The following is a 24,346-nucleotide window of genomic DNA, read 5'->3' as shown; positions in this document are numbered from 1 at the left end:
CAGGATCACTTCTGGCTGAACCTTTGGGGGCCATCGCATGACCATCAGCATTCCCGAGTCGCTCACCACGCTCGCCGATGACCTGCGCACAGCAGCAGACACCGCACGAGATGGTTTCACCGACAACGTGGCGGAGTTGGACATCCCGGGCACCGCGGCAGGCAACTCGCCCGGCGGGCCGGGCCTGATCACCGCGCACGTCAGCGTGAGCGACGCTGCGGGCACCGCCATCGGTCGACTGGCTGGTGTGCTCGAGCAGGACATGGACGACATCTACGCCTGCGCGTTCTTGTTCGCGACCTCTGATGAGGACGCGGCGGCGAAGATGCGATCCGAGGCGCCCCGTATCGGAGGGATCTTCCCCTACAACCCGACCGTCGACTGGTCCGTCTACGAGGGCGGCCGCTGATGAGCAGCCTGTGGGATCTGGATGAGGACGCCGGTCAGCTGGACCGGGCGTCGGGTCGATGGGCCGTGCTCGGCACCGCGCTGACTTCGTCGAGCGACGCGGTCGACTCGGGTTCCCGACGGGTCCGAGCCGCGGACTGGGAAGGCAAGACCGCCGACTCCTACGACCAGCACCGCAAGAAGGTCATGACCGATCTGGACACCGCGGCGGACCTGGCTGACAAGGTCGCGAGCCTGTTGTCTCGCTCCGCGGGGTCCGTACGCATCGCCCAAGGTCGTCTCGACCAGTCCTGGGCGACGGTGGTCGGGGTGCCCCATTCCAGGGGCATCGGTGGCGAGGTGATCTTCCAGCCGTCGACGCCGGAGGAGTCCAAGCGAGTCGACGATGCGATCAGCGCCGCGAACGAGATCCGCAGTGGTCTCGATTCCGAGCTCGCGACGGACCGCGACGCTCTCGACGCCGCCACGGCCAAGTGGCAGGAGATCGCCGGGGTATGGCAGGCCGTTGCGGAGGGCACGGACGACGCCTTTGAGCTGCCTGCGGGGGCACAGGGGACCGGCATCATCACGTCCGGCGACCAGACCGTGATCAGCACGGGCGATGGGGATGACGAGGTCACCGTCTTCATCGACCCCACTACCGGCGAGCAGATCGTCGTCGTGAAGAACAGCAGCGGAGAGACCGTGTATCGCGTGCCTGCGGACCAAGAGCTCATCGTGCGCGGCGGCGGCGGCAACGACCGCATCGGTGTGCCGAAGGGGGTCGACCTGGATGTGACCCTCATCGGTGGAGAGGGCAACGACGCGGTGCAGGGTGGCGACGGTGATGACAGTGTCTACGGTCTCGACGGTCACGACTACGTGGACGCCGGCGCTGGCTCTGACAGAGTCAGCGGTGGAGCAGACCGCGACTACATCGACGGCCAGACCGGCGACGACCGCCTTTACGGTGGCGAAGGCAACGACTCGGTCTACGGCCTCGACGGCAACGACGTTGTCGCAGGTGAGAACGGCAACGACTTCCTCGAGGGTGGTGCCGGCGACGACCGGATCGTCGGCGGATCCGGTCGTGACACCCTTTCAGGAGGCTCCGGCGACGATCGGATCACCGGCGGCGGCGATGACGACGTGGCATACGCCGGCACCGGCTCGGACACGATCGCGGGCGGTTCGGGCGACGACACCGCGTACGCCGAGAGCGGCGACACCGGAACCGGCACGGAGAAGACGGTGAAGGTCCAGATCGACGAGATCCCCGAGTTCATCAAGATCGAGGGAAGCCCGGAGTTCCAGGCCCGAGTGCGTGCCGATCTGGAGCTGCTGGCGGCGTCCCCACGTGGGCAGCAGATGCTGGCGGACTTCCAGAAGACGTACGACGACTCCGGATTCCTCGGCTTCAACAAGAAGGGCCTGACGATCGCGGAGTACGCCGACAACAGCAACAGCACCGCCGAACCCAGTGGCGAGCGGATCAACTACTCGCCGCGCATCGACTGGATCGAGGAAGGGCCGCCGGTGGTCGTGCTGTTCCACGAGATGGCGCACGCCTATGACTTCCGCCACGACCAGTTCGACCGCACGGAGTACTCCGGAGACGACACGGCCAACCACGGCGTCGAGCAGGGTGAGCGGGTGGCGGTCGGTCTGCCGATCGACCACGACAACGACCCCAGCACCCCGGAGCGGATCGACCCCGACCACTCCTATGATCTGACGGAGAACGGACTTCGTGAGGAGATGGGTGCGCCCAACCGGCCACACTACTGAGACGATGAGGAAACTCCTGATGGGTTCGGTGATCGCCGCCCTGCTTGCCGCACTGAGCGGTTGCGGTGGATCAGATGTGCCTGGGTTCGAGAACGGTGGCGAGCCGCCCGACCCGAGCTCGCCGGCGGCCGCGCCGAAGGTCGACTTCTCGGCCGACATCGAGGCTGACTCGACGTCGGTGTCGGTGACCTACACGGTGACCAACAACGAGTCGTCAGAGATCTTCGTGGCCGACCGAACGTTGGTGCCGTCGGGGGCCGGGACAAAACTGTCCACGGCGCCCTACGTCACGGCCGAGAACAGCGACGACGGTCCAGTCCTGGTGCTCTCCCATCGGGTCTTCCCCTGGCCTCCGGGGGTCAACCTGGCCGTCGCGCCCACCGGCGGTGGCGAGATGCTCGCCCCAGGCAAGACGCTGACGGTCGAGACCAGCGTGGACCTACCAGCCACTCGCAACCAGCCTTTCGGTGACGACCTGGGGCACGGGAAGATCACACTGCCCGAGAACCTGATGGCCGTACGCTTCTGCCTCGGTGTCATCGCGTCGCCGATCCCGTCTGCGCTGAGATCGGAAGACGCCGGAGACGGGACGCTCACGTTCGCGCACGGCAACGCCGGCCACGATGCGCAGCATCTGTTCTGCAGTGCGAGCGAGGCGTTGACCAGTGATTCCGCTTACTGATCCCGCCTGATGGCAAGCGTCGAGTAGTCGGCGCCGAGGATGCGGAAGGCGTCGACGAGGAGCCCGGCGACGAGCGCTGCCTTGGCCTGGGGAACGGTGCGCCAGTAGTGCGGCACCCCCGGCGCCGGAGCGATCGGGTCGGTCTCGTCGGGGGTCAACCAGCCGGCCGCGCGCAGCGCCTCGTGCTGCTCGGTGGAGGCCTCCCAGGTGCCGCCGATGTGCTGCGTACCGGCGAACTCCGCGTAGAGAACCGAGTCGACGCACAGCACCTGCCCCCACCGAGACGGCACGGTCCGTGACGACTTCGACCTGAGCCGAGCCAGGAAGCCCGTCGGTTCCGGGGCCGGCGGCGAGGGTTCAGAGATGATCACGAACTCCTGCTGCCCGAGGCCGGCGAGCTCGGCGGTGATCCGTTCGTGCCACTGCGTTGCGTCCACCGGTCCATCCAACCAGGGCCGGCGAGACCACCGGTGAGCAGCGTTACCGGCGCGTTCACGCACAAGGGGTTGTCACGCGATCGCGGCACTGGTTGCATCTGTGCACCCCCTTCCCCCACGAACAAGGGACCCCACATGACTCTCGGGAAACGACTCACGCGCAAGCTCGCCCTGGCGCTTCCGCTCGCCGCACTCCTCTCCCTCGTTCCGGCGGCCGCCTGGGCCGCCCCGCCCCCGGCGCTGCCGGCCTCGGCCCCGGAGGGCGACCGCACCTGGCAGCCGGCGCTCGACTTCGACACCGACGGCTGTTACAGCACCCCGGCGATCGGCCCGGACGGCACGCTCAACGGCGGCCTGGCGATGGGCGGCACGGTCAACGGCCAGTGCCGCGACCTCTCCGACCTGCAGAGCACCAACGTCTACTCCCGCTCGAAGTGCAACAACGGCTGGTGTGCGTACCTCTACGGCTACTACTTCGAGAAGGACCAGGTCTCGTGGGGCCCGGGCTCGGCCGGCCACCGGCACGACTGGGAGCACATCATCGTGTGGGTGCAGGACGGTCACGCGAGGTTCATGTCCGTCTCTCAGCACTCCGGCTACCAGATCAAGCCGGAGTCGGAGCTGCAGTTCGAGGGCGGTACGCACCCCAAGGCCGTCTATCACAAGGACGGCGGCAGCACCCACTGCTTCCGCTTCCCCAAGACCGGTGGCGGAGACGAGCCGCCCGAGAACCACGAGGGTGTCTGGCAGATGAAGGGCCTGGTCGGCTGGGACAACTACCCGGCCGGCATCCGCGACCGCCTCGTCGCAGCCGACTTCGGCGCCGCCACCTTCAAGCTCACCGACGCCCGCTTCGGCAACGCACTGGCGACCGGGAAGCCGGCCGGGGTCTCCCTCGACCCCTACGCCTGAGCCGGCCGGCCTCCCGTTCGCGCAGGTCAGGTGGCCTGCGCGAAGTCGAACAGTGCGATCGGGGCCGAGGTGGGTTCGTCGGAGCCTCCCTCGGGCTCGACGGTGATCCCGGCCGCACTCGCGTCCCCGGCGTCACCCTGCAGGACGACGGTCTGGTCACTGCCGGCGGGCATCACGCCGGCGGGGACCATGACGTCGTCGTGCTGGAGCCAGAGCTCGTAGACCTTGCCGGTCGGCGCGGCCGGCATGTTGGAGGTGACCAGCACGGCCCTGTTCTCCGAGACCGAGCGGACCACCCGGGCCCGGGCGTCGCCGGGCAGGTCGACGGCCACGGTGGTGGCGTCCTTCGCGTTCAGCACCCGCTCCGCGGTCGTCATGGTCTGGCTGGAGTCGTCGCGGATCAGCTCGACGGCGGTGACCGTGCCGGTGCCGACGACGGCCAGCACCGCAGCTGCGGCGGCGAACGTACGCCAACCGAACCGTCGACGGCCGGGCGACGCGTCCGAGGGCTCAGGAGTCTCGATGGCTCTGTGCTTCGGCGTGGTCTCGGGCGGAAGCGGCCGGATCTCCTTGATGCCGGCGAGCAGGCGGTCGCGCAGCTCCGGCGAGGGAGCGGTGTCGGTCAGGCCGCCGAGCATCCAGGTGGTGTCGCGCAGGCTGGCCACCTCGTCACGGCAGTCGGCGCACACGGCGAGATGCTCCTCGAACCGGGCGCGCTCGATGTCGTCGAGGGCGTCGACGGCGTACGCCCCGGAGAGGGCGTGAATGTCATGCGCGGTCATCGGCTCACTCCCATCGCGTCGCGCAACCGGATCAGTCCATCCCGGATTCGGGTCTTTGCAGTGCCTATCGGCAGGTCGAGCATGGCGGCGACCTCAGTGTGGGTGTAACCACCGAAGTACGCCAGCTGTAGCGCCTCACGTTGAACTGCCGTCAGGGTTTCGAGGGCCGTGTGGACGCGGCGAGCCTCCAAGGAGGTCTCCACGGCCTCGGCCGTCGTGTCATGGGGCGGGGTCTGGGTGGTGCCGTGGTAGGCCGTGTCGTTGCGGCCGGCGGACTCCGCGGATCGAACCCGGTCGACGGCACGACGATGGGCCAGTGTCAGCAGCCACGAATGGGCGCTGCCCAGGTTCTCGTCGTACCGGCTGGCGGTACGCCACACCTGGAGGTACGCCTCCTGGGTGACCTCCTCCGCCTGAGCCGGGTCTCGCACCACCCGCAGCACCAGTCCGTGCACACGGGCGGAGGTCGCGTCGTAGAGGGCGGCGAAGGCGGCCTCATCGCCTCGGGCGACGCGACGGAGGAGCTCGGGAAGCCCCGGGGACCCCGCTCCCTCCGGCGACGAGTCGCCGGAGGGAACTGAGCTGAGCGGTCTCATGTATCGATCCTCGCGGATATCCGGTCCGATGTCCCGGTCAGGGCATCAGAACGGTGTCGACGACGTACACCGTGGCGTTGGCGGTCGGGATGTTGCCGCACAGAACCTTGGCGTTCTCCTTGCCCACGGTGAACTCCTCGCCCTCGCCCTCGACGGTGATCATGTCGCCGGCCAGGGTCTCGTGCTCACCAGCGACCTCGTCCGGGCCGAGCTGACCGGCCACCACGTGGTGGGTGAGGACCTTGGTCAGCGTCTCCTTGTCGGCCAGGACGGCGTCCAGGTCGGCCTTCGGGATCTTCGCGAAGGCGTCGTCGGTCGGGGCGAAGACGGTCAGCGCGTCGGCGCTGTTCAGGGTGTCGACGAGCTCGGCCTGGCCGACGGCCGACACCAGCGTCGTGAGCAGCGGGTTGGCGCTCGCCGCGGAGGCGACCGGGGCCGTGGACATGCCGTTGAACGAGCCCTCGCCGTCGGCGGGGATCAGCTTGCAGCCCTCGCCGAACGTCTGCGCGCCGGCCTCCATGTTCTCGGACTCCTCGGGAGCCGCCTCGGTCGACTCGGAGGTGCTGGACCCGCCTTCGCTGCCGGACGCGGAGTCCTCGGAACCACATGCCGAGAGACCGAGACCCAGCAGGAGCGCCATGGACGCGGCGACGCTGCCGGTGCGGGTGATCGTGTTGAGCTTCATTGGGAGAGCCTTTCGAGGGTTGGTCTCTTGCTGTCATGAGGGCTTCGGCACGGTGGCCGAATCGGATTTCGCCAATTTCTGATCAGGTGACGGTGACGACGATTTCCTGGATCCCGCTGGACCCGTCGGGGAACGGGGTGGCTCGCGCGTCGCTCTGCACGTTGCCGTCGCGATCGGTGACCCGAACGGCCAGCTGATGACTGCCGGGCTGGGCGTCCCAGGGCAGGAACCACTGGCGCCAGTAGTCGATCCCGGCGTCCGGGCCGAGCTCGGCGGGCTGCCAGCGGCCGCCGTCGATGCGTACGTCGACCTTGGCGACGCCGTGGTGCTGGGCCCAGGCGACGCCGCCGATCACGGTGCGGCCTGAGGGGATGTTGCTCAGCGGGCGGGGCGTGTCGATCCGGCTGGACAGCTTGATCGGGGCATCGATGGCCCAGTCGCGGTCGGTCCAGTAGGCCGTCGCCTCGTCGTAGCGCGTCAGGGTCAGCCTGGTGACCCACTTGGTGGCGCCGACGTACCCGTAGAGGCCGGGCACCACCAGCCTGGCCGGGAAGCCGTGGGTGCGGGGGAGGACCTCGCCGTTCATGCCGAGGGCGACCATCGCGTTGCGCCCGTCCATCGCGGCCTCGAGTGGCGTGCTGATCGTGAAGCCCTCGACGTCGGTCGAGAGGATCTGGTCGGCCCGGCCGCCGACGCCGGCCTCGTCGAGCAGCTCCTTGAGAGGTACACCGGTCCAGCGCGCCGCGCCGACGAGCTTGCCGCCGACCTCGTTGGAGACGCAGGTCAGGGTGATGTCGTACTCGACGTTCTCCCGCGCGCGCAGGTCGTCGTAGCTGAAGGTGAGCTCGCGCTCGACGTCACCGTCGATGGTCAGCGACCAGCTGTTCTGGTCGACGATCGGGACGGCCAGCTTGGTGTCGACACGGTAGAAGTCGCGGTTGCGGGTGATGAACCGGGAGATCCCCTGGTGCGTCTCCTCCAGCCCTGCCGGGAGCGCCGGCAACGGGTCGCGGACCCGCGGCAGCATGATGTCGGCGAGCGCCGTACGTCCGCGCACGATCAGCTGCCCGCCGGTCGCTGCCGCGGCGGAGAGCAGGGCGAGGGCCCCGAACCCGATCAGTACGCTGCGGCGCGTGGCCGCGCTGTCGCTCGGGGTGTCGCTCCGGTGGCTCGGCGTGCGCTCAACGGTCAGGGCGCGGGTCAGCAGCACGAGGACGGCGGGTCCGAGGACGAGCGCCACCAGCGTGGGCACCAGGTTGGCGACCTCGAAGAGCGGCTGGCGAACCACGGCGGCCCCGGCGAGCAGGACCAGGCCGGCCATGAGCCCGACGCCGAGTCTCAGCCGTCTGCGGGCCACGACGCCGATCACGGCGGCGAACGCGATCGTGACCAGCAGCACGCTGCCGATCAGGATCGGCTTGTCCGCGCTGCCGAGCTCGCGTACAGCCCACTCCTTGACCGGGGTGGGCGTGGCGTCGATGACCGCGGTGCTGACCGCGAGCGCGGGGGACGAGGCCGGTGTGAGCAGCGCAGCGGTGAGGTGCGCGGCCGACATTCCGGCCACTCCGGCGAGCACACCGGCGGCGGCATGGGCGAGGGTGTGGCGATCCAGGTGTCTCATAGCGGGAATTCGCGCCCGCCCCCGGATCGGATTTCAGTCGGAGTCGCGCATCTTGGCGAGCCTCGCTCGCAGGCCGGGCGCCCGGTGCGCATTGGCGCGCAGCCCGACATAGGCGTCGCCGTAGACCCAGAGCAGGGCGTCGTCGAGCCGCCGCACCGCGCCCGGCGGATAGCGGTAGTCCATCCGCGCCATGAGGGTCTCCTCGTCGACCGAGCGCAACGCGTCGCCGAGCTCGGTCAGCGAGGTGATGCCGAGCTCGAGGATGACGCCGGAGATCCACCCGTAGTGGTCGGTCCGCGACCAGCCGGCTTCGGCGTACTGCCCGGCCAGGAACGCGGCCAGCTCCCGGGGGCTGATCCGCGGGTCGTCGTCGGGAGCCTCCGTGCTGGCGGCGGTCGCGCCCTCCCGGAGCCGGTCCCTGATCGTGGAGAACTCACGGTCGGCAAGCTCGAGCAGGCCGGCAGCGAGCGTGAACCGCCGGTCGAAGTCGGGTACGTGCTCGCTGGGGATGGTGCCCTTGTAGCGGATGTCGTGCTCGAACTCGGCCCAGGCGTGCTGCAGCACGGTGCGGATCTGGATCTGCGCCTGGCGCCCTCGCAACAGCTCGTACGCTGCCTGTCCCTCGCGCGCTGGGTCGAGACTGACGAGCAGGTGGCGGCTGGCGTACCCGAACCGGCCCTCGCTGGCGGTCTCCTCGCCCATGTCGCGGTCGTCGTGGACCACCACCTGGTCGTCGAGGAGGTCGGCGACGGCCTGGACGTCGCTGTGGACGTAGGTGATCACGCGCAGCCCGATCTGGTCGGTGATCTGGCGGAGCGGGTCGGTGAAGACCTGCCGCCCGTCGACGGTTCGAGCGGCCTTGGCCGCGAACGAGGCGACCGACTTCGCGCGCGAGGTCACGGTGAGGTAGTTGATGCCCGCGTCGTCGAGGATCGAAGTCACCAGCTGTACGTACTGGTCGGCCGCTTCTTGCAGCGTCGGCTGCATCGCGGCGTACTCACGGACCGCGGTCGCGGTGTCGTGGACCCTCGCCCCGGCCCGCCCGCGGGGTGTCGGGCGGAGGTCGTCGGGCAGCGTCGGCGTGACGATGTAGCCGGTGGCGAAGTCGCCGTACGTGGTGGTGCGGTCCGGTGCGCGAGTCGCGAACAGGCCGATGTAGGCGGCCAGCACCGCGTCGACCTGGTCCTCGACCACGCGCAGCTCGCTCTTGCGTACGGCATTCTCGGCGGCCGTTCGCAGGGAGTGCCACGACGGGTTGTCGAGCAGCAGCGGCGGGTCGGCGCTCGCGAGACCCTCGAGCAGGCCGAACAACATGATCAGCTCGGCGCGGAGCTGGTCGATGTCACGCCCTGACTTGTTCTTGTACTTCAGCGTCCGTCCCAGGCGGAAGAGGGCCACCGTCGCGGGGTGCGGGTAGACCTCGATCGCCCGGCGCCGCCGGCCGGACCGGGGGTTCATGTCGAGCCCGAGCCGAGCTGCGATCCGGGCGCCTCGAGGCTGCTCGCTGAACTCCGGCTTGCTGGTGTTGGAGGGGTGTGCGCCGGCGTCGAAGCGAGCGAAGTCCTTGTTGAGCGCGGCCTCGGCCGGACGGTTCCCGGTGGGGTTGGTGACGATCAGGGGCGCATCGATCGCGACGAGACAGTCGTCGACGTAGGGCTCGAGGACGGCGACGATCTCGTCGTCGGTCTTGACGGCAGAGACGTGCACGAGGCGGCCCTCCTCGTCCAGGACAGCCAGGCCGGTGGGCCTGCGCACGCCCCAGGCGAGGTCGACTCCGAGGAAGTACATGGGGCCAGACTGCCCGCCCAGGAGGCGCGGGTCTAACCCCCGGGCCGTCAGCGAGTCGCCTGCACGATCGTGATCGGCCCGAACCGGTGGGCGATGTGGTCGATCTCGCGGGCATCGGTGAACCCGGCGTCGGTCAGCAGGGTGACGATCCCGTCGTCGAGGTTGCGCTCGGTATGGGCGTTCATCCCGCGGTGCCGGTGGCCCTCGTGGCCGTGTCCCTTTCCGTGCCCGCCGTGACCGTGGTCGGGGGCGCCGAAGTCGACGATGGTGACCCGCCCGCCGGGCCGGAGGATCCGGTGGGCCTCGCGTCCGAACCCCTCGCGCCCGGCGTCGTCGACGTGGTGCAGCGCGAGCGAGGAGACGACGTGGTCGACGCTGCCGTCCTCGGGCAGCAACCGGTCGGCGTACCCCTGCACCAGCGAGAGACGTACGCCCCGCCGACCCGCCTTCCGAGCGGCGATCCGCAGCGCGGCGTCGTCGGGGTCGTGTCCGGTGACGACGGCTCCCGGGACGGCGCGAAGCACCGAGAAGGAGAGGTTGCCGGTGCCGCAACCGACGTCGAGCACCGTTTGCCCAGGCGCGATGCCGGCGAGCTCGACCGTCCTTTCGTGGAGCGCGCGCACGCGGGCGAGCCGGGTGAAGAGGTCGTAGAGGGGAAGGAGCCAGGTGCGGCCCATGCCGGGGAGGAACGGGCGGTCCCGTTCGCCCTCGGCGCGGCCGTCGATGATCTGTATGGTGGTCATAGCTCCACGATGGGACATCTTGCGGATCTACAGTGGGAGGGAAGTCGGTCGACATGGGACGTTCTTCGGATTCGACCTCGGTACTCGCCCGAGCCGTCCGTACCGTGCGCGCCGACGGCACCCCGGTCTACGCCTGGGACCAGCGCCCGGGCAGACCCGCCGTCAGGGTCGTACCCCTCGATCCCGACTGCGACACCGAGCACCTGCCTCCCGACAACCGACACGCCCACGACTTCTGGGTGCTGGCCTATGTCGAGCGCGGCGGCGGCGCCGTCGGCCTCGACGGCAAGCAGGTGGCGCTGCGTGACGGCGAGGTCCACGCGGTCGCTCCCGGTGAGGTCGTGGCCGCCGAGTCGCTCGCCGAGCTCACCCATGCGCGAGCCTGGTCGGTGGCGTTCACCCCCGACGCCATCCCGTCTCTCGCCTCCATCTCCCCGCTCACCTGGGCCCACCACCCGCTGCTCGCCCTCTTCGCCGCCGACGGCCGCCGCGGCATGGTCCCCGAGGCCGAGCGCCCGCGGTGGCGGGCCTGGCTCACCGAGCTCGACGACGAGCTACGCCATCCCGAACGCCTCGGCTCCCACGACGCCGTCACCGCGATCCTCACGAACCTCCTGGTCGCCTCCGCCCGCCTCGCTCCGAGTGCTCCCATCGCCCCGGACCCGCTGGTCAGCCGGGTCTTCGACGAGATCGAGAGGACGTACGCCACCAAGGTCTCCGCCGGCGACCTGGCCCGCACCCTGGGCTACACCCCCGGCCACCTCACCACCGTCATCCGCCGACGCACCGGCCGCACCCTCCTCGACTGGCTCACCGAGCGCCGCCTCACCGAAGCCCGCCGCCTCCTCCGCGAAACCGACCTTCCGCTCTCGGTCATCTCCACCCGCACCGGCCTCACCGACCCGGGCTATCTAGTACGCCGCTTCAAGTCCCGCTACGGCACCACCCCCGACCGCTGGCGTCGAGAGGCTTAGATCTGTTCGTGCCATCTCATGCAGGATCACCTCGGGTTCCACTAGGGTCACTGAGATGATCACCCTCATCGTTGCAGGGATGGGCCTGACCGCAACCTTGGCTGCAACGTGGCTCTCAGGGGAGATCGCTCGTCGAAAGGACTGGGACATACGAGTCCTGGAAGCGAAGCTTCGCTTGTACGGGGAATGTGCCGAGGGCCTCTACGAGTACTTGCGTGTCTGCTTTGACAGGTGCGACGCGCGCATCAGGAGACGTTCCGAGGCCGAGCGAGAGCCACGCCGGATCGCGATGTATGGCATGGAGTCCAATCTTCGCGCCGTTATCGGTCAGCTTGCGATCATCAGCGGCGACGAGGACCTACTGGCCAAGCTGGAGCAGGTGCGGGAATCCATCAGACAGCTCGGGGTTCAGCCGACGGAGATGGACGACCTCAACGGGCGCCGTCTTCAGGCGCTCGAGGAGATCGACCGGGTGATGAGAACGGCACGCGCGGACATGACGCGGCCATACAGCAGACGCCCCACGTCCGGCTCAATCTGAACCAGCATCACGTGGCCCGCGCACGAGCCTCGGCCAGCTTCGCCTTTAGCCAATGAGGGATGGCGTCGTCACGTCGCGGGAACTTGTCGAGGTCAAGCCCATATAGACCTGGATCGATGTCGCGCCGCCATGCTGGCTCGTCGTCGTAGTTGAAATCGACATCCGCCCGTCGCTGTCCGTCCTGGTTGGTCACGGTCCACTCCAACGACAGCCAGGTGCCTGCACCTGGTCGATACATCACCTGGCGCAGCTCCTTGAAAAGCCTGGATGCCTGTCGAGGGCCCAGAGTTCCGGTCGTGGAGCCGTCAGGGCGGGTGACCTGCATGGTTTCCTCTGCGAACATCGACAACGCGCGACGATTGAGGACGAGCTTCGTCCAGTCGCCCGTGACGCTCTCCGACAGAATCGCGGAGATCTCTTCGATCAGCTCGCCCTGGCGGACCAATGCCGGGACCTCGGGATCAGTCGTCTCGGACATTCTCGAATTCCTCTCGTATGGGGTCTCCGCCGTCGACCCGGTACTCGGCGGTGATGGCCGTCGGCGATCGGCTATCGCTGTCCTCGGGGTAGTCGATGTACAAATCAATCTCGACGTTACGCCCGGTGTCGACCATGGCACGCAGTTCGGTCTCAAGTCGGTAGAAGCTGTTCGGGATGGAGCCGTACTCCTGCGAGCCGGATCGGTTCAGTTCCTGGAGCATGGCGACAATGTTGATCCGCTCCGCTCCTCCTGCGTGCGCGTTCTGGTGGAGATGGCCGCCGTCGTAGCCATCGCCGGCGGCCCTTCCGACCGACGATTGGATCGACCTTGACCGCGGGGCATCGCCGCGCGTCGCTTGTACGTCGCTCGCCCTCACGGTCCTGGTGTCGTTGTCGGTGTCGTAGCGGAATCTGTCGCTGACAACGTAAGTCACGTTGGCTGCTGGGTAGTTCAGGTCCCAGTTCAGGTTTCCCTTCGTTCCGAATGTTGTCTCGACGTGGGCAATCATTCCCTCGTCGTCCGTGTAGTAGGTCCCGCGGCCAGCCACCTGATACGCCGTGTTCGGTTCCAGTTTGAGACCGTCCGGTGGGAATCGGGTCCGAGGTCCCAGAGGCGTGATCATGGTCGCGCGCTTCACGGGCGGCGCTGGGTAGAGCTCGCTGGCCCTGACAAGTGGGTGCGGCCCGATCGGCCAGCCGTATTGCGGATCACTCGGGCTCGCGGCCGGGGTAGCCGATGAACGCGCTACCGGCTCTTTCGCAGCTGACGGCGCCGCCTCCAGTGCCTTCGGCGCTGGAACGTACGGCACGAAGGTCGCCGCATCAGGATCGGTCCAAGTCGCCCCAGGCGGTGGCACGTACGGGAGAGCGAAGCTGGCCGACTGCCCACCTGCGGAGGCGGATGCCGTCTCGGTGATGTTGGCAGGGCTCGTTGCTGTGCCATGCGCAGCACCCGCCCGAGCAGCCAACGCCGCTCTGAGAGGTGCGAAGGCGCGATTCAGGACGGGTCCCACGGTGTAGGCCTGCGGCCGCACCAGCTTCCAGGCGACGTAGGTCAGGACGCCGATGAGGCCGAGTTTGAGGACGAACCAGATGGCGTCGGTTGCAAGGATGGCAGCGAAGAATCGCAGCAGCAGAAGTCCCACGAGGAAACAGACCGGGCCCATCACCAGAGGCCCGGCGACACGCTTGAGCATCGCGACCGCCGCGTCGCGGGTGCGGTCGATCATGAACAGCACACCCAGCGCCGGGGAAAAGGGGACAATGAGCCGAACGAGGGCGTACGCGAGCAGCGTGGCGAGAGCGGCGAGAAGCAAGAACCCGCAGGTCACCAGGATCATCGCGAGGTTCACGAGCGATGTAGTGACTCGCTGCGACCAGTGGCCGCCTTTGAAGTGGTCGTACGCGAGCGCATCGTTCTCCTTGATCTGCTCGGCGTACGTCTTGAAGTCATCGGCCTTCTTCTCGACGATCTTCGCTCCGGCGCCCTCCGGATCGTCACGGTAGGTCTCGTACTCCTCCCAGGAGAAGTGCGTAGCGGCGAAGACCTTCGGCCCGTACTCCTTGGCAGTCGCGGAATCGGGATTGCCGAAGACTCCAGTGGCCCAGGTGCGGTACTGCGTGGTTCGTACGATGTGGTCGAACTGAATGTCCACCGCGACGACCGCCGACTCGTCGCCGAGGTCTTTGGCGTCTTCCGGGAGAGCTTTTTCGTCGTTGAACGACGTGGCGATCAGCTCGGTCGCTCCACGCACTCCGTCATCGACGAGGTGGACTGCCTCCAAGGGGTAGTTCATCAACCAGGATGAGAGGCCGAGCACGAGAAGAGCCCAGGCCGCTGCGGTGGCTGAGCCTGCGAATCGACCGGTTCGAGCCCGCAAGATGATGATCACGACGACGAGAAGCAGGACGATCGGCAGCCATGGCGACCACACTCCCTGTGCGGTCGCCGTCGTGGCCTCCACGACGGGTTCTTCGAGCGCGATGAGCCACGAGCTAGGGGAGAGCACCGAGTGGAGCAGAGCGTGGGACCAGTTCGGCGGTAGGCCGGAGAGCTCGAGCAGGATGTTGCCGAGCGCTGTCCCGGCATCGGCGACGAACTGCCCGGTACAGCCGTTGTCGTAGGTGAACCATTGCGGTGAAGTTCCGTAGACCGATTCGATCGACGCCGGGTGCTCGGCGGCGAACGGATCCGCCGACCGCCCCGCCCGATCGATATCGAGCTCGACGACGAACGACCCGAACCCATGAGGTGAAGCCGGAATCGGTGCATCGAGGTTGTTGCACGCGTCCTCGCCCGGGATCGGCAACGGGTCGAACGGTACGTCGATCGCTGCGGCCGGGAGTGCGGTGAGGAACGCGAGCAGGAGGGTTGCCAAGGCCAGCAGACGGCCAAACGCCCGCCTGCCTGCCAGATCCCTCGATGCCGCCCGAGCAGCCTTCACGTGAAGTGTTCTACCCGCGAGCACCGACATCTAAACCGAATCAAGCAAAGAATCTCGCTTGCGCACGCGACGTGTGCGCGGCATCGGCTCAGGAAGTCCGATGCCCGGCGGAACGCATACCGCGGTCAGGCGAGGCCGTCTTGGTCCAACGCGTCGAGTAGCTGATCGCCGACTCCTGGTGCGGCCGCGATAGTGGCGGTCGAGGTCAGGTCGTGCTCGCGGCCGGCGAGGTCGGTAACTCGTGCACCGGCCTCGCGGGCGAGGAGTACGCCGGCGGCGGTGTCCCAGGGTTTGTTGGAGAGCATCACCGACGCGTCGAGTTTGCCTGCCGCGACCCAAGCGAGGTCGATGGCGGCGCTTCCTAGCATGCGTACGCGTTGAGCGCGGGCAGCAAGGACGGTGGTGATTCGGAGGCGGGTCCGGTTGCGGGAGTCGGCATCGGAGCCGGTCGCGTAGTCACCCATCGCGACCATGGCCGATGGCAGTTGCGTGCAGGCGCTGGCACTGATGGGGTCTCCGTCTCGGGTCGCGCCTTGTCCACGTATCGCGGCATACCTGACGCCCTCGGCGTGAACTGCGATCAGGCCGATGATCGGCTCGCCGTGGTCGAGGAGGGCGAGGCTGACCGCGGTCAGAGGCACGCCGTGAGTGAAGTTGGCGGTGCCGTCGATCGGGTCGAGGACCCAAGCGAGTCCGTCGGTGCTTCCGCCGGTCTCTTCACCCAGGAACCCCGCCTCGGGCGTCGCTCGGCGGAGACTGTCGCGCATGGCTCGTTCGATGGCCAGGTCGGTCTCTGTGACCGGATCCCGGTCGCCCTTGAACGCGACGGACTGGTCCCGGCTCGCCTGCAGGATCGCGTCGGCTACGTCTACGGCGTTGTGGGCGGCGGTGAGGTACTTCGCCAGGTCCGACATCAGGCGGATATCTCGTTTCCTCGGGTCCAGGCTTCGTCGAAGATCTGGCGGTAGGTGGAGTAGAGCGACGGTGCCCCGGCGAGGGACTGCATCACGAACGTCGGGCTGTCGAGTCCGCGACCACGGGGCAGGTAGGGCTGCACGATCCCCAGGTTGCCGTCGATGAGCAACACCTGGAAGCGGATGGTCTCGTCATAGAGCCGGACCTGGACACGATCGGCCGCCTCGGGCGATAGTCCGGCTCGGTGCTTGGCGATGACCTGAAGGTTCGCCCGGGTCCATTCCGACAGGTGCCCCTCGGCATGGCCCTCCTCGGTGTTACGGGCCCGGATCGCCTCACCGTCAGGATCCAAGAACAGCAGGCGTACACGGGCACGACTGAGCAGGTCCGCAAGGTCGCTGTCGGGGTATTGCTGACACAGCAGGTTGTGGGAGAGCCCCAACCCGTCGACCTCTGTGGCGGCGTCGAAGAGCCGGCTCGTGGAGAACTCACGAAGGAACGCCGGTCGGTTCTGGAAGACATGGGTAACCCCAGCCAGATCCCCCACGGTCGCCGGTGTCGGCCGGTCGCTGCGCTCGCGCACCAACGGCATCCCTGGCTCCCAGATCTGGGTGAGCTCCGCGACCTCCCAACCGGGGAACATGCTGGCCAGCACCCTGCGGTGGCCGGGGTGGGGACGGGTGCCGAGGTCACCGTTGAGCCAGCGGTAGAACGTCGCTCGGCTGGGCGCCTTCATCTCCGGAGAGGCGGTCCGAGCGTGGCGGTTGTAGTCGCGCACGAAGACCGCGTATTGCGCACTATGAGTCCGCTCCAGCAACGCCTTGAGCACCGTAGTCGGCTGATCAACCTGCGCGGAGTGAGCCGCTTTCGTTGGCATGATGAGACTCCATGAGACCAAAACCGGACCAATATGAGACGAAGTGAGACTAGCACGAGACAAACCCGCACTTAGCGTGAAGACATGACCAATTGCCACGATGTTCTCGGTGCGGCGGCATGAGGCCGGCAGCGATCCAGGTCGCGCATCCGCTGGCAGTGCTGCCGAAGCGTCCGCTGGGCGCCTCTTCCTGGCCAGAGCCAGATCGTCCGCTGACATGGCTGCCTCACCCGATCTGCTGCGGGCGGTTCTCGATGGCCTCCGCACCCTGGGGCCGGACGGCGCCCAGCGATGAGGGGCGCCGATGTGGCAGGCATCCAGCGCGGAGCGATGGTCGCTCGCCGGGTGGGACGTCCTCGCGTGCTGCCTCAGGTCGCGGGCGGGCTACCGCGGATCGAGCCACGAGAGGAGATCCTCGACATCGCAGCGGGCCTGTTCGTGGACCGGGGATTCGCCGCGACCTCGACCAGGGACATCGCGGAGGCGGTGGGAATCCGGCAAGCGTCGCTCTACTTCCACTTCGCCAACAAGGAAGAGATCTTGGGCGAGCTTCTCCAGCGATCGATCCGGCCCACGGTCGACAAGATAAAGAGGATCGAGGCTCTGGCTGCTGAGACCGGCGCCGGGCCGGACGTGCTGCTGCACGTGCTGGTCGTGCTGGACGTGCGTACGCTCGCCGCCGCGCCGCGCAACGCAGGGGTGCTGAGCCGCCTTCCGGAGGTGCAGCGCAAGGATGTCTTCGAACCGTTCGGTTCCGCACGCGGCGAGCTCCGAGATGCGTACGCGCGTCTGGGAACACAGATCACCGCCGATCGTTCAGCAGCGATGACTCCCGACCGCGACCTCCTCGGCATGCTGCTGCTCCAGTTAGTCGAGGTCGTCATCGGCATGCGCTCTTGCGGGCACCCGATCACGCCGGCTATCGAGGCGATTGTCGCCGCGTCATGTCTCCGGGTCTGTTTGGCTGACCAGGCGTGTATCGATGAGGCGGCTGTGCGGTCGGCGAGCCTGATCGGGTCTTTGGAGGCCTGATCCCAGGAACTGGCCGCTGGCCCGTCACGGTGGTGGTGGGTCGGCGGCCGCAAGCAGAATCCGAGAGAGACTGGGCCCAATGGGATCACCAGGGCAGGTACCGGCTGGCGGGATCACGTTTGTTCGTTGATGCCTTGTCTGTGGTGATTGCGGTGGTAGCGAACGTTGTTCAGGTCAATGTCGTGGTCATCGTGTAGCGATAACGTGCCAAGGACCGATCCGTCCGCGGTGTAAGCGGTCAGGCTGTCGTCCAAGTAGAGCCCGCCCTTATCGAAGGCCGCATGGTGGTTCGGACAGAGGCAGAGGATGTTGTTCATGGTGTCTGGACCGTGGTGCGGCCTGCCGAGGGGTCGGATGTGCGCACCTTCTGAGTACCCGCCGGCTCTAACTTCGATCCGGACCCCGCAGACCTGACAGATGTTTGCGTACATGGCTTTCACCATGGCAGTGACCTTCGTGTCTCGGATAACTCGTTGGCTGATGACGGTCTTCGTGCCGGGATCAGTCTTGCCTGGTGGGAGGATGAGTTCGACCGGCTTGTCGTAGAACGGGTCGACTCGGGATGGCTCCGTCGGGGGCGTGGTGGCAGGGCGGCGGGGTTCCGAGCCGAGGCCAAGTTCGTCAAACGCACGACTGTTTGCGGAAAGGTTCTCCGCGGGTGTGTAAGGAGCGGCTTCGGCGGGGGCGAGTTGGACCAGGTGGAACATCCAGCGACGAAAACCGTCGTCGGGGTAGTTCTCATAGTGGTGGACCACCTTGTAAAGGCCGTCGTATCGATAGTCAACGTCGGGCGCGTATACACTGTCCGATGCCTTGCCTCGAACCACACGGACGGGGAGACCAGTCTCCTGCGAGCGTACGAGGGCGGCGTTGTCATTCTTGTCGAGGGATTGGTCCTCGACTTGGGCCTTAGTTTCGCGATCCTGTCCGCCTGCGCCGGTGTAGAAGATCTCGTGTCCGTAGTCTTCATCAGTCTCATAGCCCCCTGAGATCACGATGGAGGCGCACCCGACATGGCGGTTTCCTGCGATGCCTTGCTGAAGGACTTGGTGGACACCGGCATCGGCCAGGGTGCGACGGCGGGCGTACGAGGTGCCGACGGGCTGCCCTGAAATTTCCCCGAAGAAGTACTCGGCCATTACTTGATCTCGATGAAGAGATCGGTCCACGCGATGTCGAGCGCGGTTGTAACAGCGTGGAGCGTTCCGAGAGTGGGATTGGCGGTGCCAGCTTCGAGGCGTCGAACCATTTGGACGGAAACGTCGGCGGAGCCGGCCACCTGCTCTTGAGTGAGTCCTGCTTGTTCGCGGAGATAACGCAGGCGTGAAGCGAGAGTCTGTGCTGTGGTTGTGGGGAGAGGCCGGTGGGTTCCGGCCTTGGTTTTCGACACGCGTCAACACTGGTCAACATGCATTCGCCAGACGAGAACATAAAAGTTCTGTCCAAGGCTGGCTGCTGGGCGCTCTCGTCTGGCCGAAGCTCCGCGTCCCGCAGGGTGCAGAGGGTGTGCTCGCATACTCTGATCCCATGACCAGGGGGCCGCGGCGGGCGACGGTGAAGGATGTCGCGGCGTTGGCGGGGGTGTCGCCGAAGACGGTGTCGAACGTGATGAACGGGACGGTGTTCGTACGTCCCGACACGCAGGAGAAGGTGCTGGCGGCGGTCGAGGAGCTGGGGTTCGTACCGAACCTGAGTGCCCGGAGCCTGCGCAACGGCCGGACGGGGGTGATCGCGCTCGCGCTGCCGGATCTGGCGACCGCGTTCTCGGCGGACCTGGTGCACCGGGTGGTGCAGGTGGCGCACGAGCGCGGGATGGCGGTCCAGATCGAGGAGACCGGGGCCGAGCCGAAGCGGGAGTACGACCTGGTCTCGCGGGCTCGCGAGCACCAGATCGACGGGCTGATCCTCAATCCGATCCGGCTCCAGGACAGCATCGTCGTCCACGACGATCAGCTGCCGCCGGTGGTGCTGATCGGTGAGGTCGAGCAGCACAAGGTCGACCGGGTGCTGATCGATAGCCGGCAAGCCGGGTATGAGGTGACAACGCACCTGCTCGAGCGCGGAGCGCGACGGGTGGCGGCGCTGGGCGGGAAGACGGGCGCGACCGGTACGTCGGCGACCAGCATCCAGCGGCTGGAGGGCTATCACCGGGCGCTACGGGAGCACGGGATCGAGCCTGACCTGCGCCTGGAGGTGTACGTCGAGGAGTGGTCGATGGCGGGTGGTGCCGAGGCGGCGGCCGAGCTGCTGGCCCGAGATACCGGCTTCGACGCGATCGTCGCGTTCACCGACTCGATCGCCCTCGGCGCGATGCACGTGCTCCAGGAGCGCGGGATCTCGGTGCCCGGCGACGTACTGATGACCGGATTCGACGACGTCGAGCACGCCCGGTTCATGAACCCGTCGCTGACCACCATCGCCCTGGACCGGCACGCCTTCGCCGAGGCGGCTGTCGACCTGCTGCTGACCCGGATCGGGGACCGGACGAGCCGTCCTCGCGCAGTGGCGATCCCGCACGAGCTGGTCGTCCGTGGGAGCACGACGCGGTAGCCCGGCCGCGGCGGTCTAGTGCGCGGTCCAGCGGCCGTGTGCGATCCAGACGCCGACGAGGATGCCCAGCAGGTAGCCCATACCCGCGGCGATGAGCAGCGTCGTACTCATCGGGAGCGTGACCTTCGGGACTTCATGCTTCCCATTGCACTCGTGATCGAGGCGTGGCCGGTCGGGGACGGAAGGGATCCACCGAATAGGGGAGGCGGAGACTCTTGCCAGCGTCATTACAACGATGTAATAGTTTCGGGCCATGACCCGCGCACGTATCACCATCGACCGTGACTTCACGATCGCCGACGTACCCCGACGTCTCTTCGGGTCGTTCGTCGAGCACATGGGGAGGTGCGTCTACACCGGCATCTACGAACCCGGCCATCCGACCGCCGACGAGCGTGGCTACCGCAAGGACGTGCTCGAGCTCGTCCGGGAGCTGGGCCCGACGGTGGTGCGCTACCCCGGGGGAAACTTCGTCTCCGGCTATCGCTGGGAGGACGGCATCGGACCGGTCGCGGACCGGCCCCGCCGCATCGACGGCGCCTGGCACACGATCGAGACCAACGAGTTCGGGCTGCACGAGTTCATGAGCTGGGCCCGGGAAGCCGATGTTGAGGTGATGGAGGCGATCAACCTCGGTACGCGTGGGGTCGAGGAGGCGCGGGCGCTGGTGGAGTACGCGAACCATCCCAGTGGGACGTACTGGTCGGATCTGCGGCGGAAGAACGGAGCCGAGGAGCCCTTCGACATCAAGCTGTGGTGTCTCGGCAACGAGCTCGACGGGCCCTGGCAGATCGGCCACAAGACGGCACACGAGTACGGCCGGCTGGCGCAGGAGACGGCCAAGGCGATGAAGCTCGTCGACGACTCGATCGAGCTGGTCGCGGTCGGCTCCTCGAACCGCTACATGGAGACGTTCGGCAGCTGGGAGCACACCGTGCTGACCCACGCGTACGACGAGATCGACTACATCTCGATGCACGAGTACTACCAGGAGAGGTCGGGCGATGCCGCGTCGTTCCTGGCCGAGGCGGTCGGGATGGACGCGTTCATCGACGGCGTGGTGGCGACGATCGACGCCGTCAAGGCGGCCGGCAAGCACACCAAGCAGGTCGACATCTCCTTCGACGAATGGAACGTCTGGTACATGGAGGGCCTCGACTCCGAGGACCAGCCGGATCAGGTGAAGAAGGAGTGGCGCGAGCACCCGCGGCTGATCGAGGACGAGTACTCGGTCACCGACGCCGTCGTCGTCGGCACCCTGCTCAACAGCCTGCTGCGCCACGGTGACCGCGTACGCATCGCCAACCAGGCGCAGCTGGTGAACGTGATCGCCCCGATCCGCTCGGAGGAGGGCGGACCGGCCTGGCGGCAGACGATCTTCTGGCCGTTCGCCCGGATGGCTTCCTTGGCTCGCGGGCAGATCCTGCGGCTCGCCGTCTCGGCCGACCAGATCCCGACCGAGAAGTTCGGCGACGTCGACGTCATCGACGCCGCCGCGACGTGGTCCGAGGCGGACGGCCGGGTCGCGCTCTTCGTCGCCAACCGGGGCCTCGACGAGGCCTCCGATGTCACCGTCGACCTGCGCGGGCTCGGGGTGGCGCGCATCGCGAGCGCCGAGGTCCTCACCATCCCCGAGGGCGGCGACCGGCACACGTCCAACGTGGAGTCGGCGCCCGACCGAGTGGGCCTCGTGCCGCTTCGCGACGTCGGTGTCCAGGACGGCGCCGTGCGGCTGAACCTTCCGCCGTTGTCTTGGTCGGTCGTCGAGCTCGAGGTGGCGGTGTCGTGACGGCCCGGGCGTAACTCGATGCCTGGCCGGGATCACACGGCGTGAGCGGCGTTCCGCCATGCTTTTACTAGACGATGACACTCTGTGAACCGTTCACAAAGTGTCATCGTCTAGTAAAAGGCCCGATTGCCGGGCTACCCGGCGCGCGTCGTGGAGGTTTGCCTTGACCCTCAGTGGAAACGGACTCGTTCGGCTGGCGGAGCAGCTCAAGGAGAAGGCGGGCGCCCGGTTCGTCCTTGGCGTCGTCGGGCCGCCGGGGGCGGGGAAGTCGACGTTGGCGGAACGGCTTCGAGACGTACTCAACGAGTCCGGGCGCGTCGCGGTGGTGGCGCCGATGGACGGGTTCCACCGGAGCAACGCGGAGCTGGACGCGATGGAGGCGCGTGGGCGGAAGGGCGAGCCCGACACTTTCGACGCTGCGGGGTATGTGGCCGCGTTGCGGCGGGTGCGTGAGGGACGGGTCGAGTGGCCGACGTTCAGTCGGATCACCGACGAGCCTGTGCCCGCCGGGGTCGTGATCGAGGACGAGCCGATCGTGATCACCGAAGGCAACTACCTGCTGCTGGATGAGGGGCCGTGGAAGGACGTACGCGGGCTGCTGGATGAGGCCTGGTTCGTCGATGTCCCGGACGCCGTCCTCGTGCCCAGGTTGCTGGAGCGGTTCCTCGTCGGCGGGAGGTCGCGGGAGGAGGCGGAGGCGAAGATCGCCGCCAGCGATCTGCGCAACGCCGCACTGGTGCGGGCGACCCGGGATCGGGCGGATCTGGTGCTGTAGCCGTCAGACCTCGGAGGCGGCGCAGTCGGTGACGAAGGCCATCAGCTCGGTGGCGTCGTCGGTGGTGACGAGGGTGTCGAGGGCGTGGTCGAGCTCGAGGCGCCGGACGTACGGGACGGTGAGGGCGTCGAAGCCGTTCGAGATCAGGATGCCGTTCGCCATCAGCAGAGCGGTGCGGAGGTTGCCGCCGGCGTAGAACCCGGTCCGGGTGGCGGAGCAGAGGTAGATCAGTGCCTGGAGCCGTGGGTCGCCGGTCTCGGCAAGGCGCTCCTGCAACGTGGCGAAGCGGGCTCGGAGCAGCTCGCTGCCATTGCGGCGCAGCGTGCCTTCGCCGCGGAACCTTCCGGCGTCGAGCGTCTCGTGGCGGGCGACGATGCGGTTGAGGCGATCGGACGTCGATTTGTCGATATGGAACCTGCCGTAGCCGATCAGATCGCGGAGCGTCTCGTACGCCTCGCTCAGCGCCAGCACCTGCAGCTCCTCCGCGGTCCGGTGGCCTCCGACGGTGTCGCCGTCGAGGAGCGAGCGAATCTCGGGAAGGGTGAAGCTGTTGCCCTCGAGCCTCGCAGCGTTCCAGATCAGCTCGGGCAGGCTCGCGCGGAACCGACGCCAGGCGCGGTCGGTGTCGCTCGGCAGGATGCGGGCGGTGTCGACCTCGGTCCACCAGACGCCGGTGTCGCGCAGCTGGGCATCGCGGTCCGCGACCTCCCGGTAGGTGTCGTTCGTGGTCAGCTTGCGGGCGGCGTACGTCTCGGGGTCGGGTGCCCAGCGGGGCTGCTTGGTCACCATGTCCGGATCTCCTCGCGGGCGCGGGCCGCGGCGTCGCCGCCGACCGAGATGGCGTCGATGGCGATCTGGATCGGGGCCGCGTAGACGACCCGATCGCGCTCGAACGTGCCGAGGAACAGGTCTGGTTCGGCGGCGGCGATGACCACGGTGGACCGGTGCGGGGCGGACGCCGGGCGGAGGGTGCCGCCGGTGAGGAGGGGCCGGATCGCGCTCGGATCTTCGCACCACAGGACCGAGATCCGGGGGATCGCCTCGTCGAAGGAGGGGAGGTCCAGGCCGGCCGCGCCGGAGACCGCCCAACGCTGCCCCGAGGCGTCGCCGGCGGAGGCGAGCCGGCCGACGGTGGCTTCCCCGCTGAGCCGGATCGCGTCGGCGCGGTGGAGTACGCCGGAGGCTCGCGCCGCCTCCTCGATGATCTGAACCGCGTCGCCGTCGGCCCAGGTGTCGAGCCGGCCCGCCCACTCCTCGATCTCGGCGTCCACCTCGGTCGGGTAGTGCTCGTCGAGGATCGCTCGTGCCGCCGCGGCGGCTGCTGAGGAGGCCAGCGTCGAGGTGCTCAGCGTCAGCTCGAGGCCGCTGGCGGCGGTGATGTTGTGGAGCGTCGCGACCGACGGACTGACCTGGTTGTTGAGGATCCGGTGGACGGTCGACGCGGCCACACCGGCTCGTGCGGCCACCTGGCGCGCGTTGAGCCCCGATCGCTCGATGCACTCGGCGACCAGGCTTCCGACGTCCTGTTCCATATATGCAACCCTAGGT

The 24,346-nt window shown here is 67.7% G+C and carries 25 protein-coding genes; 10 read left to right on the top strand and 15 right to left on the bottom strand.

The window, feature by feature from the left end; genetic code table 11:
- Positions 1 to 37: 37 nt before the first annotated feature.
- The 3 genes from ABZU72_RS16545 to ABZU72_RS16535 are packed head-to-tail and all read left to right on the top strand — an operon-like array spanning position 38 to position 2,857.
- Entirely contained in the window at positions 38 to 409 is a 372-nt protein-coding gene (locus ABZU72_RS16545) for a hypothetical protein (RefSeq protein ID WP_355019929.1), read from the top strand.
- Positions 409 to 2,175, top strand: coding sequence for a M91 family zinc metallopeptidase (locus tag ABZU72_RS16540; protein WP_355019928.1), 1,767 nt, complete (start codon positions 409 to 411; stop codon positions 2,173 to 2,175). Before ABZU72_RS16545 ends, ABZU72_RS16540 begins: the two co-directional genes overlap by 1 nt.
- 19 nt (positions 2,176 to 2,194) lie before the next feature.
- A complete protein-coding gene (locus ABZU72_RS16535; RefSeq protein WP_355019927.1) occupies positions 2,195 to 2,857 on the top strand; it encodes a hypothetical protein in 663 nt (220 codons plus the stop codon).
- Here the strand turns inward: ABZU72_RS16535 and ABZU72_RS16530 are convergent.
- Complete coding sequence (locus tag ABZU72_RS16530; RefSeq protein ID WP_355019926.1) at positions 2,851 to 3,294, bottom strand: hypothetical protein; 444 nt, start codon at positions 3,292 to 3,294, stop codon at positions 2,851 to 2,853. The genes ABZU72_RS16535 and ABZU72_RS16530 overlap by 7 nt on opposite strands.
- Positions 3,295 to 3,429: 135 nt before the next feature.
- Between ABZU72_RS16530 and ABZU72_RS16525 the strand changes: the two genes are divergently transcribed.
- The gene (locus ABZU72_RS16525; protein WP_355019925.1) at positions 3,430 to 4,206 is read left to right on the top strand and encodes an NPP1 family protein; all 777 of its coding nucleotides are present in this window, start codon (positions 3,430 to 3,432) and stop codon (positions 4,204 to 4,206) included.
- A 26-nt stretch (positions 4,207 to 4,232) separates the two neighbouring features.
- On the opposite strand, the gene ABZU72_RS16520 is transcribed toward ABZU72_RS16525, so the two are convergent.
- The 6 genes from ABZU72_RS16520 to ABZU72_RS16495 all read right to left on the bottom strand — a co-directional run bounded on the left by ABZU72_RS16520 (position 4,233) and on the right by ABZU72_RS16495 (position 10,421).
- Positions 4,233 to 4,988 carry an anti-sigma factor gene (locus ABZU72_RS16520; RefSeq protein ID WP_355019924.1) on the bottom strand — a complete coding sequence of 252 codons (756 nt, stop codon included), beginning with the start codon at positions 4,986 to 4,988 and terminating at the stop codon, positions 4,233 to 4,235.
- Positions 4,985 to 5,584 carry an ECF RNA polymerase sigma factor SigK gene (gene sigK, locus ABZU72_RS16515; RefSeq protein ID WP_355019923.1) on the bottom strand — a complete coding sequence of 200 codons (600 nt, stop codon included), beginning with the start codon at positions 5,582 to 5,584 and terminating at the stop codon, positions 4,985 to 4,987. The genes ABZU72_RS16520 and sigK overlap by 4 nt, the downstream gene beginning before the upstream one ends.
- A gap of 37 nt (positions 5,585 to 5,621) precedes the next feature.
- A complete protein-coding gene (locus tag ABZU72_RS16510; RefSeq protein ID WP_355019922.1) occupies positions 5,622 to 6,269 on the bottom strand; it encodes a fasciclin domain-containing protein in 648 nt (215 codons plus the stop codon).
- 82 nt (positions 6,270 to 6,351) lie between these two features.
- Complete coding sequence (locus tag ABZU72_RS16505; RefSeq protein WP_355019921.1) at positions 6,352 to 7,890, bottom strand: molybdopterin-dependent oxidoreductase; 1,539 nt, start codon at positions 7,888 to 7,890, stop codon at positions 6,352 to 6,354.
- A 33-nt stretch (positions 7,891 to 7,923) separates the two neighbouring features.
- Positions 7,924 to 9,678 carry a DUF429 domain-containing protein gene (locus ABZU72_RS16500; protein WP_355019920.1) on the bottom strand — a complete coding sequence of 585 codons (1,755 nt, stop codon included), beginning with the start codon at positions 9,676 to 9,678 and terminating at the stop codon, positions 7,924 to 7,926.
- Positions 9,679 to 9,725: 47 nt separating this feature from the next.
- Positions 9,726 to 10,421, bottom strand: coding sequence for a class I SAM-dependent methyltransferase (locus ABZU72_RS16495; RefSeq protein ID WP_355019919.1), 696 nt, complete (start codon positions 10,419 to 10,421; stop codon positions 9,726 to 9,728).
- A gap of 53 nt (positions 10,422 to 10,474) precedes the next feature.
- Here ABZU72_RS16495 and ABZU72_RS16490 point away from each other — a divergent pair, with 53 nt between their 5' ends.
- On the top strand, positions 10,475 to 11,395 hold the full coding sequence (locus ABZU72_RS16490; RefSeq protein ID WP_355019918.1) for an AraC family transcriptional regulator: 921 nt from the start codon (positions 10,475 to 10,477) through the stop codon (positions 11,393 to 11,395).
- 55 nt (positions 11,396 to 11,450) lie between these two features.
- Entirely contained in the window at positions 11,451 to 11,936 is a 486-nt protein-coding gene (locus ABZU72_RS16485; protein WP_355019917.1) for a hypothetical protein, read from the top strand.
- A gap of 7 nt (positions 11,937 to 11,943) precedes the next feature.
- On the opposite strand, the gene ABZU72_RS16480 is transcribed toward ABZU72_RS16485, so the two are convergent.
- The 4 genes from ABZU72_RS16480 to ABZU72_RS16465 all read right to left on the bottom strand — a co-directional run bounded on the left by ABZU72_RS16480 (position 11,944) and on the right by ABZU72_RS16465 (position 16,652).
- Positions 11,944 to 12,414: an agglutinin cell wall attachment protein gene (locus ABZU72_RS16480; protein ID WP_355019916.1), complete on the bottom strand. Its 471-nt coding sequence runs from the start codon at positions 12,412 to 12,414 to the stop codon at positions 11,944 to 11,946.
- Positions 12,398 to 14,890, bottom strand: coding sequence for a DNA/RNA non-specific endonuclease (locus ABZU72_RS16475; protein WP_355019915.1), 2,493 nt, complete (start codon positions 14,888 to 14,890; stop codon positions 12,398 to 12,400). Before ABZU72_RS16475 ends, ABZU72_RS16480 begins: the two co-directional genes overlap by 17 nt.
- A 95-nt stretch (positions 14,891 to 14,985) precedes the next feature.
- Entirely contained in the window at positions 14,986 to 15,774 is a 789-nt protein-coding gene (locus ABZU72_RS16470) for an inositol monophosphatase family protein (RefSeq protein ID WP_355019914.1), read from the bottom strand.
- The gene (locus ABZU72_RS16465) at positions 15,774 to 16,652 is read right to left on the bottom strand and encodes a DUF5919 domain-containing protein (protein ID WP_355019913.1); all 879 of its coding nucleotides are present in this window, start codon (positions 16,650 to 16,652) and stop codon (positions 15,774 to 15,776) included. The genes ABZU72_RS16470 and ABZU72_RS16465 overlap by 1 nt, the downstream gene beginning before the upstream one ends.
- 360 nt (positions 16,653 to 17,012) lie before the next feature.
- On the opposite strand from ABZU72_RS16465, the gene ABZU72_RS16460 reads away from it, so the two are divergent.
- Positions 17,013 to 17,684, top strand: coding sequence for a helix-turn-helix domain-containing protein (locus tag ABZU72_RS16460; RefSeq protein ID WP_355019912.1), 672 nt, complete (start codon positions 17,013 to 17,015; stop codon positions 17,682 to 17,684).
- Between the two features lie 113 nt (positions 17,685 to 17,797).
- On the opposite strand, the gene ABZU72_RS16455 is transcribed toward ABZU72_RS16460, so the two are convergent.
- Both ABZU72_RS16455 and ABZU72_RS16450 read right to left on the bottom strand, forming a co-directional pair.
- Positions 17,798 to 18,823: a YDG/SRA domain-containing protein gene (locus tag ABZU72_RS16455; protein ID WP_355019911.1), complete on the bottom strand. Its 1,026-nt coding sequence runs from the start codon at positions 18,821 to 18,823 to the stop codon at positions 17,798 to 17,800.
- On the bottom strand, positions 18,823 to 19,074 hold the full coding sequence (locus ABZU72_RS16450) for a helix-turn-helix transcriptional regulator (RefSeq protein ID WP_355019910.1): 252 nt from the start codon (positions 19,072 to 19,074) through the stop codon (positions 18,823 to 18,825). The genes ABZU72_RS16455 and ABZU72_RS16450 overlap by 1 nt, the downstream gene beginning before the upstream one ends.
- A gap of 137 nt (positions 19,075 to 19,211) precedes the next feature.
- On the opposite strand from ABZU72_RS16450, the gene ABZU72_RS16445 reads away from it, so the two are divergent.
- From ABZU72_RS16445 to ABZU72_RS16435, 3 genes are all read left to right on the top strand, one after another.
- Positions 19,212 to 20,234: a LacI family DNA-binding transcriptional regulator gene (locus ABZU72_RS16445; protein ID WP_355019909.1), complete on the top strand. Its 1,023-nt coding sequence runs from the start codon at positions 19,212 to 19,214 to the stop codon at positions 20,232 to 20,234.
- 253 nt (positions 20,235 to 20,487) lie between these two features.
- Positions 20,488 to 22,023: an alpha-N-arabinofuranosidase gene (locus tag ABZU72_RS16440; RefSeq protein WP_355019908.1), complete on the top strand. Its 1,536-nt coding sequence runs from the start codon at positions 20,488 to 20,490 to the stop codon at positions 22,021 to 22,023.
- A gap of 163 nt (positions 22,024 to 22,186) precedes the next feature.
- A complete protein-coding gene (locus ABZU72_RS16435; RefSeq protein WP_355019907.1) occupies positions 22,187 to 22,798 on the top strand; it encodes a nucleoside/nucleotide kinase family protein in 612 nt (203 codons plus the stop codon).
- A gap of 3 nt (positions 22,799 to 22,801) precedes the next feature.
- On the opposite strand, the gene ABZU72_RS16430 is transcribed toward ABZU72_RS16435, so the two are convergent.
- Positions 22,802 to 23,584 carry a hypothetical protein gene (locus tag ABZU72_RS16430; protein ID WP_355019906.1) on the bottom strand — a complete coding sequence of 261 codons (783 nt, stop codon included), beginning with the start codon at positions 23,582 to 23,584 and terminating at the stop codon, positions 22,802 to 22,804.
- Entirely contained in the window at positions 23,581 to 24,330 is a 750-nt protein-coding gene (locus ABZU72_RS16425; protein ID WP_355019905.1) for a helix-turn-helix transcriptional regulator, read from the bottom strand. Before ABZU72_RS16425 ends, ABZU72_RS16430 begins: the two co-directional genes overlap by 4 nt.
- Positions 24,331 to 24,346 lie beyond the last annotated feature (16 nt).

The organism is Nocardioides sp. NPDC004968 (assembly GCF_040608935.1).
Classification (GTDB): domain Bacteria; phylum Actinomycetota; class Actinomycetes; order Propionibacteriales; family Nocardioidaceae; genus Nocardioides.
The sequence above is the reverse complement of the archived record's forward strand: the minus strand, read 5'-3'. Positions and strand labels throughout refer to the sequence as shown.

Coding starts and splice junctions, on each gene's coding strand:
- ABZU72_RS16545 (WP_355019929.1), top strand. CDS start 38: ATGACCATCAGCATTCCCGAGTCGCTCACCACGCTCGCCGATGACCTG.
- ABZU72_RS16540 (WP_355019928.1), top strand. CDS start 409: ATGAGCAGCCTGTGGGATCTGGATGAGGACGCCGGTCAGCTGGACCGG.
- ABZU72_RS16535 (WP_355019927.1), top strand. CDS start 2,195: ATGGGTTCGGTGATCGCCGCCCTGCTTGCCGCACTGAGCGGTTGCGGT.
- ABZU72_RS16525 (WP_355019925.1), top strand. CDS start 3,430: ATGACTCTCGGGAAACGACTCACGCGCAAGCTCGCCCTGGCGCTTCCG.
- ABZU72_RS16520 (WP_355019924.1), bottom strand. CDS start 4,988: ATGACCGCGCATGACATTCACGCCCTCTCCGGGGCGTACGCCGTCGAC.
- sigK (WP_355019923.1), bottom strand. CDS start 5,584: ATGAGACCGCTCAGCTCAGTTCCCTCCGGCGACTCGTCGCCGGAGGGA.
- ABZU72_RS16510 (WP_355019922.1), bottom strand. CDS start 6,269: ATGAAGCTCAACACGATCACCCGCACCGGCAGCGTCGCCGCGTCCATG.
- ABZU72_RS16505 (WP_355019921.1), bottom strand. CDS start 7,890: ATGAGACACCTGGATCGCCACACCCTCGCCCATGCCGCCGCCGGTGTG.
- ABZU72_RS16500 (WP_355019920.1), bottom strand. CDS start 9,678: ATGTACTTCCTCGGAGTCGACCTCGCCTGGGGCGTGCGCAGGCCCACC.
- ABZU72_RS16495 (WP_355019919.1), bottom strand. CDS start 10,421: ATGACCACCATACAGATCATCGACGGCCGCGCCGAGGGCGAACGGGAC.
- ABZU72_RS16490 (WP_355019918.1), top strand. CDS start 10,475: ATGGGACGTTCTTCGGATTCGACCTCGGTACTCGCCCGAGCCGTCCGT.
- ABZU72_RS16485 (WP_355019917.1), top strand. CDS start 11,451: ATGATCACCCTCATCGTTGCAGGGATGGGCCTGACCGCAACCTTGGCT.
- ABZU72_RS16480 (WP_355019916.1), bottom strand. CDS start 12,414: ATGTCCGAGACGACTGATCCCGAGGTCCCGGCATTGGTCCGCCAGGGC.
- ABZU72_RS16475 (WP_355019915.1), bottom strand. CDS start 14,890: ATGTCGGTGCTCGCGGGTAGAACACTTCACGTGAAGGCTGCTCGGGCG.
- ABZU72_RS16470 (WP_355019914.1), bottom strand. CDS start 15,774: ATGTCGGACCTGGCGAAGTACCTCACCGCCGCCCACAACGCCGTAGAC.
- ABZU72_RS16465 (WP_355019913.1), bottom strand. CDS start 16,652: ATGCCAACGAAAGCGGCTCACTCCGCGCAGGTTGATCAGCCGACTACG.
- ABZU72_RS16455 (WP_355019911.1), bottom strand. CDS start 18,823: ATGGCCGAGTACTTCTTCGGGGAAATTTCAGGGCAGCCCGTCGGCACC.
- ABZU72_RS16445 (WP_355019909.1), top strand. CDS start 19,212: ATGACCAGGGGGCCGCGGCGGGCGACGGTGAAGGATGTCGCGGCGTTG.
- ABZU72_RS16440 (WP_355019908.1), top strand. CDS start 20,488: ATGACCCGCGCACGTATCACCATCGACCGTGACTTCACGATCGCCGAC.
- ABZU72_RS16425 (WP_355019905.1), bottom strand. CDS start 24,330: ATGGAACAGGACGTCGGAAGCCTGGTCGCCGAGTGCATCGAGCGATCG.